At 65.1% G+C, this 1,822-nt stretch carries 2 protein-coding genes; both read right to left on the minus strand.

Annotated elements, in window-relative coordinates:
* Positions 1-123: 123 nt before the first annotated feature.
* Positions 124-1,059 (minus strand): glucose-6-phosphate dehydrogenase assembly protein OpcA, encoded by a 936-nt coding sequence (locus Q1X90_RS00230; RefSeq protein WP_300765654.1) that lies wholly within the window; start codon positions 1,057-1,059, stop codon positions 124-126.
* On the minus strand, positions 1,056-1,822 hold a 767-nt coding region (locus tag Q1X90_RS00235; RefSeq protein ID WP_300765655.1), incomplete at its 5' end, for a glucose-6-phosphate dehydrogenase. The genes Q1X90_RS00235 and Q1X90_RS00230, both read right to left, overlap by 4 nt.

Consider the following 1,822-nt stretch of genomic DNA (forward strand, 5'->3'; position numbering starts at 1 on the left):
CCAAAGCGATGGTGGCCGTATCGGGATAGGCGAGCACATGGGCCGTTGTCATGACGGTGGACACTGTCCTTTCTGCTGTTGGTGTCCTGCTGGCTGTTGTTGGCCGTTTGACCACGCTGGTCGTCAGCGGTGGGTCAGATCCCACCCGGCGTTGATCACGTCTGCGTAGATCTGATCGGGGTCGATGCGGCGGAGCTCCTCGGTGAGGCAGTCCTCCAATGTTCGCACCGGAACGGAGATCGGTTGCGCCGGCTGCCCGGGCTGCTTGATGACGGCCTGGTCCTCATGAGGGCGCTCAAGGGAGACGACTCCATCGGGTCGTGTCAGGAACACGCCCGTGATCGCCTCCGCGTCGGGGTCGACCTCCGTGTGGACCGGAACGTCCAGAGAGAGCCGCAGCCATGAGCAGAGAAGCTCGGTGGGCAGGAAATCATCCGGGCCGCTCACACGCACGTCCGTGATGGGAAGGTGCGGCGGCTGGTCGAGCATGGAGGCGAGCATGGCCCGCCATACGGTCAGGCGTGTCCAAGACAGGTCGATGTCCTCGGGCGACCAATTGCGGCGCAGCCGTTCCATCGTCGCCTCGGGATTGTTGGACAGCATCGCGTCGGTGATGCGGCTGCGGGCCATGGCCCCGAGAAGATCCTTTGAGGGATTGGACGGGGGATTCGTCGGCCACCAGGCCGCTACGGGGGCGTCGGGGACCAGAAGCGGTATGACGAGCGTGTCCGGATGGGACACCAATCCGTTGCGCGGGCGGAGGATGATGATCTCTCCGGCCCCCGCATCGGCTCCGAAGCGGACCTGCGCGTTGAGGTTGGAGTCGCTCGCGTCATCGGCGGAATCGGGGTTGAGATCCGGAACGACGGCGATGACGCGGCAGGGATGCTCGCGGCTCGCGGTGTTCGCGACCTCGAGGGCACGTTCCAGCTCATCGGGTTCGGTGGAGATCAGCAGGGTGAGCACCCTGCCGGTCGCGGATTCGCCGCGCTCCTTGTGCAGCTCGTCGATCTTCCCGGCGATCTCCCGGGTGCGGGTGTTGGGCATATCGATGATCATGGCATCCTCCAATGGCGGCCGTCGCGGGCCAGCATCTCATCGGCCTCGGCGGGCCCCCAGGTTCCTGAACGATACGATTGCGGTTGTCCCAGCGTCGCCCAGAACTCCTCTATCGGGTCGAGGATCCTCCAGCTGAGGTTGACCTCCTCGGTGGTGGGGAACAGCGGCGGGTCGCCCAGAAGCACGTCGAGGATGAGACGCTCGTAGGCCTCCGGTGAGCTTTCGGTGAAGGACCGGCCGTAGCTGAAGTCCATGGAGACGTCCCGCACCTCCATCGCAGTGCCTCCGGGAACCTTGGCGCCGAAGCGTATGGTGACGCCCTCGTCGGGCTGTACGCGGATCACGATGGCGTTGTTGCCCAGCTCCCTCACCGCGGTCTGTTCGAAGGGCAGATGCGGGGCGCGTTTGAAGATGACGGCGATTTCGGTGACGCGCTTGCCCAGACGCTTGCCGGTGCGCAGATAGAACGGGACCCCGGCCCAGCGGCGTGTGTCCACGTCGAGACGGATGGCGGCGTAGGTTTCGGTGGTGCTTGACGGGTCGATGCCCTTCTCCTCAAGGTATCCCACCGCCTTGTGCGAGCCCTGCCATCCGGGTCCGTACTGGCCGCGGGCGGTGTTCATCGACAGGTCCTTGGGAAGACGGACGGCGGAGAGCACCTTGCTCTTCTCGGCCGTCAGATCGGCTGCGGAGAAGCTCACCGGCTCCTCCATCGCGGTCAGGGCCATAAGTTGCAGAAGATGGTTCTGGATGACGTCCCGAG

This window comes from uncultured Bifidobacterium sp., from assembly GCF_949292005.1.
In the GTDB taxonomy this organism is placed as follows: domain Bacteria; phylum Actinomycetota; class Actinomycetes; order Actinomycetales; family Bifidobacteriaceae; genus Bifidobacterium.

Bases quoted from the DNA above. Each gene is read 5' to 3' on its own strand.
- Q1X90_RS00230 (WP_300765654.1), bottom strand. From the start codon at position 1,059: ATGATCATCGATATGCCCAACACCCGCACCCGGGAGATCGCCGGGAAG.